Origin of the sequence: Nocardioides sp. (genome assembly GCF_036503465.1) — a bacterium.
GTDB lineage: Bacteria > Actinomycetota > Actinomycetes > Propionibacteriales > Nocardioidaceae > Nocardioides.
In genome coordinates this window covers 75,824-83,804 of record NZ_DASXWU010000028.1, presented here as the reverse complement: position 1 = coordinate 83,804, position 7,981 = coordinate 75,824, and the positions used below count along the sequence as shown (strand labels likewise).

Annotated in this window: 9 protein-coding genes and 2 pseudogenes; 1 reads left to right on the top strand and 10 read right to left on the bottom strand. The window is 72.8% G+C overall.

The window, feature by feature from the left end:
- Nucleotides 1-18: 18 nt before the first annotated feature.
- Nucleotides 19-93 (top strand): annotated as a pseudogene (locus VGK78_RS20325) (hypothetical protein); the annotation flags it as partial.
- A 24-nt stretch (nucleotides 94-117) separates the two neighbouring features.
- Here VGK78_RS20325 and metK read toward each other — a convergent pair.
- The 10 genes and pseudogenes from metK to VGK78_RS04565 form a co-directional block, all read right to left on the bottom strand.
- A pseudogene (gene metK / locus VGK78_RS04610) lies at nucleotides 118-1,152 on the bottom strand (methionine adenosyltransferase); the annotation flags it as partial.
- A gap of 89 nt (nucleotides 1,153-1,241) precedes the next feature.
- On the bottom strand, nucleotides 1,242-2,522 hold the full coding sequence (gene coaBC, locus VGK78_RS04605) for a bifunctional phosphopantothenoylcysteine decarboxylase/phosphopantothenate--cysteine ligase CoaBC (RefSeq protein ID WP_331526251.1): 1,281 nt from the start codon (nucleotides 2,520-2,522) through the stop codon (nucleotides 1,242-1,244).
- 19 nt (nucleotides 2,523-2,541) lie between these two features.
- Complete coding sequence (gene rpoZ, locus VGK78_RS04600) at nucleotides 2,542-2,883, bottom strand: DNA-directed RNA polymerase subunit omega (protein ID WP_331526250.1); 342 nt, start codon at nucleotides 2,881-2,883, stop codon at nucleotides 2,542-2,544.
- A 26-nt stretch (nucleotides 2,884-2,909) separates the two neighbouring features.
- Entirely contained in the window at nucleotides 2,910-3,500 is a 591-nt protein-coding gene (gene gmk, locus VGK78_RS04595; RefSeq protein ID WP_331526248.1) for a guanylate kinase, read from the bottom strand.
- Nucleotides 3,497-3,817, bottom strand: a complete 321-nt coding sequence (gene mihF / locus VGK78_RS04590; RefSeq protein ID WP_331526246.1) for an integration host factor, actinobacterial type — start codon at nucleotides 3,815-3,817, stop codon at nucleotides 3,497-3,499. The genes gmk and mihF overlap by 4 nt, the downstream gene beginning before the upstream one ends.
- A gap of 150 nt (nucleotides 3,818-3,967) precedes the next feature.
- On the bottom strand, nucleotides 3,968-4,408 hold the full coding sequence (locus tag VGK78_RS04585; protein WP_331526245.1) for a hypothetical protein: 441 nt from the start codon (nucleotides 4,406-4,408) through the stop codon (nucleotides 3,968-3,970).
- The gene (gene pyrF, locus VGK78_RS04580; protein ID WP_331526244.1) at nucleotides 4,405-5,223 is read right to left on the bottom strand and encodes an orotidine-5'-phosphate decarboxylase; all 819 of its coding nucleotides are present in this window, start codon (nucleotides 5,221-5,223) and stop codon (nucleotides 4,405-4,407) included. The genes VGK78_RS04585 and pyrF overlap by 4 nt, the downstream gene beginning before the upstream one ends.
- Complete coding sequence (locus tag VGK78_RS04575; protein ID WP_331526243.1) at nucleotides 5,220-6,077, bottom strand: nitronate monooxygenase; 858 nt, start codon at nucleotides 6,075-6,077, stop codon at nucleotides 5,220-5,222. The genes pyrF and VGK78_RS04575 overlap by 4 nt, the downstream gene beginning before the upstream one ends.
- Nucleotides 6,074-6,901 (bottom strand): hypothetical protein, encoded by an 828-nt coding sequence (locus VGK78_RS04570; protein ID WP_331526242.1) that lies wholly within the window; start codon nucleotides 6,899-6,901, stop codon nucleotides 6,074-6,076. Before VGK78_RS04570 ends, VGK78_RS04575 begins: the two co-directional genes overlap by 4 nt.
- Entirely contained in the window at nucleotides 6,898-7,980 is a 1,083-nt protein-coding gene (locus VGK78_RS04565) for a quinone-dependent dihydroorotate dehydrogenase (protein ID WP_331526241.1), read from the bottom strand. The genes VGK78_RS04570 and VGK78_RS04565 overlap by 4 nt, the downstream gene beginning before the upstream one ends.
- Nucleotide 7,981: the final 1 nt, after the last annotated feature.

The following is a 7,981-nucleotide window of genomic DNA, read 5'->3' as shown; positions in this document are numbered from 1 at the left end:
GCGGGCGAGCTCTCCTGGCTGCGCCCCGACGGCAAGACGCAGGTCAGCATCGTCTATGAGGGCGCGAAGCCCGTCGGCATCAGCAAGGTCGTCGTCTCCGCGCAGCACTCCGAGCTGGTGGACAACAACGAGCTGCGCGATCGTGCCGCGCGCGACCTTCTCGGTCCCGAACGACTCGACCAGCACGGAGACGGGGTGCGCCACGCCGATCGCGTAGGCGACCTGCACCTCGGCCCGATCGGCCAGCCCGGCGGCGACGACGTTCTTCGCCACCCAGCGCGCGGCGTACGCGGCCGAGCGGTCGACCTTGCTGGGGTCCTTGCCCGAGAACGCGCCGCCGCCGTGGCGGGCCATGCCGCCGTACGTGTCGACGATGATCTTCCGGCCGGTGAGGCCGGCGTCGCCCATGGGGCCGCCGACCACGAACCGGCCGGTCGGGTTGACCAGGAGCCGGTAGTCCTCGCACGGGATGTCGAACGTCGCCAGCACCGGGTCGACGACGTGCTTCTTGATGTCGGGCTCGAGGGTGTCGTCGAGGTCGATGTGCTCGGCGTGCTGGGTGGAGAGCACGACGGTGTCGACCCGCACCGGGCGGTTGTCGGCGTCGTACTCGATGGTGACCTGGGTCTTGCCGTCGGGGCGGAGGTAGGTCAGCGTGCCGTCGTTGCGCACGGCGGTCAGCCGCTCGGCCAGGCGCTGGGCCACCACGATCGGCAGGGGCATCAGCACGTCGGTGTCGTCGCAGGCGTAGCCGAACATCAGCCCCTGGTCACCGGCACCCTGCTTGTCCATCGCGTCGACCGAGCCGGTGCGCGACTCGTGCCCGGTGTCGACGCCCTGGGCGATGTCGCCGGACTGGCCGCCGATCGCGACCATCACGCCGCACGAGGCGCCGTCGAAGCCCTTCTCCGAGGAGTCGTAGCCGATCCTCAGGATGCGGTCGCGGACGATCTGCTTGATGTCGACGTACCCGGTGGTCGTGACCTCGCCGGCCACGACGACCAGCCCGGTGGTGAGCAGGGTCTCGACCGCCACGCGGCTGTGGGGGTCCTGCCGGATCATCTCGTCGAGGACCGAGTCGCTGATCTGGTCGGCGATCTTGTCGGGGTGTCCCTCGGTGACGGATTCGGAGGTGAAGAGGCGTCCGGTCACGGTGTCTGGTGCTCCTGGTTCAGCTGGCGGCGATCCGCGGTCACGATAGCGGGCGGTGCGGTCCGGCCGGTCCACCGGACCGCGGTCGGTCAGTCCGGCTCGGTCGCGGCGGGGGCCGGCCCGAGCCGCCGGGCGACCTGGTCCCACACGGCATGAGCGAGGTCGGTCTTCGATCCGGCCGGTACGTCGACCTCGGTGCCGTCGGCGTCGAGGATCACGGCCTGGTTGTCGTCGGCGCCGAAGACGGCACCGCCCCGGACGTCGTTCACGACGAGGAGGTCGCACCCCTTGCGGGCCAGCTTGGCCCGTCCGAGCTCGAGCACCGAGCCGGTCTCGTCGCCGGTCTCGGCCGCGAACCCGACCACCACCTGCCCCTCCCGGAGCCGGTCGGAGGAGATCTCGGCCAGGATGTCGGGGGTCTGGGTGAGCTCCAGGGTGGGCGCCGTGCCGTCGCCGGTCTTCTTGATCTTGGTCTCGGTCGCCGAGACGGGCCGGAAGTCGGCCGGCGCCGCCGCCATCACGACCGCGTCGGCGGAGCCGGCCGCCGACACGACGGCGTCGCGCAGCTCCTCGGTGGTCTCGACCCGCACCACCTTCACGCCCGCGGGGTCGGGCAGCGTGACGTTGGCCGCCACCAGCGTCACCTCGGCTCCACGGGCAGCGGCCGCCCGGGCCAGCGCTATGCCCTGCCGACCGGACGAGCGGTTGCCCAGGTAGCGCACCGGGTCGAGCGGTTCTCGCGTGCCCCCGGCGGAGACCACGACGGTGCGGCCGGCCAGGTCGCAGACGCCCACGCCGCGGGCCAGGACGTCCATGCAGATCGCGAAGATCTCGTCGGGGTCGGGCAGCCGGCCCTTGCCGGTGTCGACGCCGGTCAGCCGGCCGGCGGCCGGCTCGATCACGAGAGCGCCACGCTGCCGGAGGGTGGCGACGTTGGCCTGGGTGGCGGGGTGCTCCCACATCTCGGTGTGCATCGCCGGCGCGAACACCACCGGGCACCGGGCGGTGAGCAGGACGTTGGTGAGGAGGTCGTCGGCACGTCCGGAAGCAGCGCGGGCCAGCAGGTCGGCGGTGGCCGGCGCGACGACGACGAGGTCGGCGGACCGACCGATCCGCACGTGGGGCACCTCGTGCACGGACTCCCAGACCTGGGTGTGCACCGGCCGGCCGGACAGCGCCGCCCAGGTCGCCTCGCCGACGAAGTGCAGCGCGGACGGCGTCGGGACGACGGTGACGTCGTGACCGCTCTCGGTGAAGCGGCGCAGCAACTCGGCCGCCTTGTACGCCGCGATGCCGCCGGCGACTCCGAGAACAAGGGACGGCCGGCCCGTCGCCTCCGTGGAGGCATCGGCACCGGCCATCTCGTTCATGGTCGTGGGGTCGGTCGGCTCACTGACCCGACGGCGGGGCAGAGAAGCCGGACTCCAGGGCGGCGGCCTTCTTGGCCTCCTCCTCGGCGGCGAGCTCGGCCGGGTCGACGTCCTCGCAGGTGAGCAGGTCGTCGTTGATCTCGCGCAGCGCGATCGACAGCGGCTTCTCCTGGACGTGGGTCTCGACGAGCGGTCCGACGTACTCCAGCAGCCCCTCGCCGAGCTGCGAGTAGTAGGCGTTGATCTGCCGCGCACGCTTCGCGCCGTAGAGGACGAGCTTGTACTTGCTGTCGGTCTTGGTCAGCAGGTCGTCGATCGAGGGGTTGGTCACACCCTCGGCAGCGGGAGTGGGGGCAGACACGCAGCAGCCTCACAGAGAGATCGGGGTCAGGAAGGCCCAGGTGGGCCGACCATCAAGGCTACCAACTCCTCCGCGGCATCGTGAATTCGTGAGTTGACGACCGTGACGTCGAACTCCGGCTCCGCGGCCAGCTCCATCCGGGCGGTCGCCAGTCGGCGCTGGCGCTCCTCCCCGCCCTCGGTGCCGCGGCCCACCAGCCGGCGTACCAGCTCCTCCCACGACGGGGGGGCCAGGAAGACCATCAGCGCATCGGGCATCGCTGCCCGCACCTGGCGAGCGCCCTGGAGGTCGATCTCGAGCAGCGCGGGCCGACCCGTGGCGAGCATCTCCTCGACCGGCGCGCGCGGGGTGCCGTAGCGGGCGGCGCCGTGGACGACGGCCCACTCGAGCAGCTCGTCGTCCTCGATCATCCGGTCGAACTCGGCCTCCGACACGAACCAGTAGTGGACGCCGTGCTGCTCGCCCGGACGTGGCGCCCGGGTCGTGGCGGACACGGAGATCCAGACCTCGGGGTGGTGCGCCCGGATGTCGGCCGACAGCGAGCCCTTGCCGACCGCGGTGGGGCCGGCCAGCACGGTCAGCCGGGAGCGCCGGGATGCGGGTCCGGTCTCGCTCACTCGCCGGGCGCGAACTCGCGCTCGAGCGCCGCCACCTGCTTGGTCCCGAGCCCACGCACCCGTCGACTCTCGGCAATGCCGATCCGCTCCATCAGCTGCTTGGCGCGCACCTTGCCGACGCCGGGCATCGAGCACAGGAGGTCGACGACCCGCATCTTGCCGATCACCTCGTTCTTCTGGCCCTCGTGCAGCACGTCGGAGATCGAGGCTCCGGAGTTCTTCAGGCGGTTCTTCACCTCGGCGCGTTCGCGGCGCGAGGCCGCAGCCTTGTCGAGAGCCGCCTGGCGCTGCTCGGGAGTGAGCGGTGGAAGAGCCAAGGCACATCCTTTGTCCAACGAGCACTGGTGTCCGAGGAGCACCGTGTCCGACGAGGGAAGTCGGCAGGGCGCCAATCTAGTCAGCAGCGCTGCGCAGCGGCAACGGGACCCCGGGCTGGTACGACGTCACGGTGTGACGTCGTCGCGTCCTCACAGCTCGAGAGGTTCGTGGCAGACGTCGAGGACCTCCTGCTGCACCGTCGTGAGCGCCTGCTGGGTGTCGGACGCCGCGAGCTGGGCCGCGGCGCGGCGGATCAGACTGCGGTTCCCGGCGCTCAGTCCCGCGGGCGGGTGCTTCGCGTCGTACGTCGCGGGGTCGACATCGGCGTTCTTCAACGCCGTGTCGAGTGCCTGGATGCGGGTCACCAGGAGCTGCCAGTCGTCGGCCACGTCGTCGGGTGCCGTGCTCTGCAGGTCCTCGAAGATCGGCAGTGCCTGGATCAGCGCCGTCCGGTCGCCGCTCCGGGCGATGGAGCCGAGCTGCGACTGGTGCTCGCCGACGGTGCCGCAGTAGTCATTGCCGCCGCCACAGCCGGCCAGCGGCAGGACGGCCAGCACGGCCACGACGACCCCCGTGCGGGCACCGCTCATGCGGTGAGCCCGCGGAGCCGCTCGTTGAGCCGGTCGGCGGTCTCCGCGAGTCGATCGGGACCCTCGCGGAGGAGCTCGCGCGACGTGCTGGGCAGCACGTGCCGGACGCCGGCGCCGAAGATCCGCCGGAGGTCCTCGACGGTCCCGCCCTGGGTGCCGTACCCAGGAGCCAGCACCGGCCCGTTGATGTCGAGTCGGTGGTCCCCGCCCGCGATGGTCGCTCCGACGACGGCGCCGAAGGAGCCCAGCGGCTCGGCACCGGCGTTCAGGTCGCGGAGGCGGTCGAGGACCGTGTCCGCGACGGTCCCCTCCGGTGTGCGGGCCTCCTGGACCTCCGGGCCCTCCTTGTTCGAGGTGAGCGCGAGCACGAAGACGCCCGCGTCGTGCTTGCGAGCCGTGTCGACCATCGGGGTGAGCGAGCCGAAGCCGAGGTAGGGGCTGGCCGTGATCGCGTCGACGGCCAGGGGCGAGGACTGGTCGAGGTAGGCGTCGGCGTACGCCTGGCTGGTGGAGCCGATGTCTCCGCGCTTGACGTCGAGCAGGACGAGCGCGCCGGCGTCCCGGCAGGTCCGGATCAGGCGTTCCAGCACCGCGATGCCACCGCTGCCGAAGCGCTCGTAGAACGCCGACTGCGGCTTGACGACGGCGACGCGCGCCGCGAGTTCCTCCCCTGCCGCGAGCGCGAACCGCTCGAGCCCGGCGAGGTCGTCGTCGAGGTCCCACGCGTGGAGGAGTGCCCCGTGGGGGTCGATGCCCGCACAGAGCGGCCCGCGCGCCTCCATCGCGGCGTGGAGCCGCGCTCCGAAGGTGCTCATCTGTCGTCCTCTCCGGCTGGTCCGTCGGGCTGGTACGCGATCTCCCGGGCGATCCGGAACGCCGTGGTCGGGTCGTGGAACAGGGCGGTGCCGATCTGCACGGCGCGGGCTCCGGCGTCCAGGTAGGCGCGGGCGTCGTCGGCGTCCATGATGCCGCCGCAGCCGATCATCGGCGTGGCGGGGAGCGCGCGGGCCACCTCTGCGACGCAGCGCAGCGCCTGCGGCCGGATCGCCGGGCCGCTCAGCCCTCCGGGACGACCGTCGGGCAGGGCGGCGGGGAGCGCGTTGCCCACGACGATCGCGTCGGCGCCGGCGTCGACGGCAGCTCGAGCCGTCTCGACCACCCGGCTGACGTCGCTGCGCAGTTTGACCAGGAGCAGGACGCCCGCTCGCAGGTCTCGCCGGCAGGAGCCGACCACGGAGCCGGCCTGGAACGGCTCCCGGGCGTCGAAGAGACTGGTGCCGAGCGGGTCCGGCGCGGACAGGTTCACCTCGAGGGCGACGATGCCGTCGGTGCGGCCCAGGGTCCGCGACAGCTCGGCGTACTCCCCCAGCGAGCGGCCCGCGAGGCTGACCACGACGATGGCGCCGAGGTCCAGCAGCGGCGGCAGCTCGTCCCGGAGGAAGCCGGTGACGCCCGGGTTCTGCAGGCCGATCGCGTTCACGAGCCCGCTCGGCGACTCGACAATGCGCGGCACAGCGCCGCCCGGACGCGGGTGGAGGGTCACCGAGCGGGTCACGAACCCACCCAGCGTCGCGAGGTCGCCGTACGCCGCGAGGTCACGGCCGGTGCCGCCGCACCCGGACGCGGTCAGCACGGGGTTGGCGAAGGGCCAGCCGTCCGTAGCCGTCATGACAGCGCCGCCCAGTCGACCCGCCCGGACCGGAACACGGGGCCGTCGACGCAGGCCCGGACGACGTGCGGCTCGCCCGCGTCGTCGAGCACCGGGACGGGGCAGCCCTGGCAGAGTCCGGTGGCGCAGGTGAGCGGCCGCTCGAGGGCGACCTGGCAGCTCGCCTCCGATCCGGTGACGGCCTCGGCCACGAAGCGCAGCGTGGCCACCGGACCTGCGGCATAGACGATGTCCACCTCCGGGACGGCGCGCAGCACCGCAGCAGTGAGGTCACCGACCGCGACCTCCACCTGGCCGACGCTGCGCCGGGCGGCGAGCGGTTCGAGCACGTGCGGATCGTCCACGCCGCCGAGCACCAGCCGGACGCCGCATCCGCGCTCGCGGAGGCGCTCCGCGAGGCCGGTGAGCGCCGCGGCGGCGTACCCCTCGCCGACGAGCAGGCAGCGGGCGGGGTCACGGGGCAGTGGGAACGGCCGGCCGAGCGGGCCGGTGACCTCGACCCGGGCGCCGGCCGGCAACCCGGCCAGCGCGCGGCTGCCGGGGCCGCGCGGCTCCACCACGATCTCGACCACGGCGCGATGGCCGCCCATCGAGACGACCCTGTGGATCCAGAACGCCCGACGGGCCAGGTGTCCGTCACCGATCGAGAAGGCCAGGAAGCTGCCCGGTCGCGACCGCTCACCGACGCCGGGAGCCACCAGGCTCACGTGCTGGTAGGCGCCGACGGTCTTCGTGGCGAGCACCTCGGCGGTCGTGTGCACGGCCCGGGTCTCCGTGGCGTGAGTTGTCGGCTGGGCCATCGGCCCGGTCGTCGGGCCGGTCATCGGGTCAGCTCACGTAGCACGCGCCGCGGCCACAGCGGGCCGCCGTAGACGAAGCCGGTGTAGGCCTGGACCAGCGTGGCGCCGGTCCTCAGCCGCTCCTGGACGTCGTGACCGGTCGTGACGCCGCCGACGGAGATGAGCGTGATCTCGGGGTCGTGCTGACGCAGCAGGCGGAGCACCTCGACCGAGCGCCGGCGCAGCACCGGCCCGGACAGACCTCCGGCTCCGACCGCCGCGACCTCGGCGGCCGGGGTGAGCAGTCCGTCGCGCGAGATGGTGGTGTTGGTGGCGATCAGCCCCTCGAGACCGCACTCCCGGGCGAGCTTCCCGACCGCGACGACATCCTCGTCGGCCAGGTCCGGCGCGATCTTCACGCACAGGGGCACCGGATGGTGGGCGGCCTCGTCGGCCACGCGGCGTACCTCGTCGAGCAGGGGGGCCAGCCGGTCCACGGCCTGCAGGTTGCGCAGCCCCGGGGTGTTCGGGGAGGAGACGTTGACGACGAGGTAGTCGGCGTACGGCGCGAGCAGGCGGGCGCTGGTCGCGTAGTCGCGGAGCACCGCACGCTCGTCGTCGTCCGGGACCACCTTGGACTTACCGATGTTGATGCCGAGCACCGGGCGGGCGGTGTGGCTCCGCCTGTCGCGGAGGTTGACCCGCGCGCGACGGTCGCGCCGGTCGAGTCGGCGGGTGCGACGCTGCAGCCTGCCGGCGACGGCCTCGGCGCCGTCGTTGTTGAAGCCCATCCGGTTGATGACGGCGTGGTCGTCGGGCAGCCGGAACAGCCGCGGTCGCGGGTTGCCGGGCTGCGGGCGGGCGGTCACCGTGCCCACCTCGACGAACCCGAAGCCGAGCGCGGCGAGCGCGTCGATCCCGACGGCGTTCTTGTCGAACCCGGCGGCGAGGCCCAGCGGGTTGCCGAACCTCAGTCCCATCGCCTCGACCGGGGCGGCCGGCACCTTCACCACCGCGCGGGCGGCCGGACGGCCCGTCCTGATGGCGCGGAAGCCGAGGCGGTGGGCCCGTTCCGGGTCGATGCGCGTGAGCACCCCCCGGAAAAGGACGTCGTACGCCGTCACA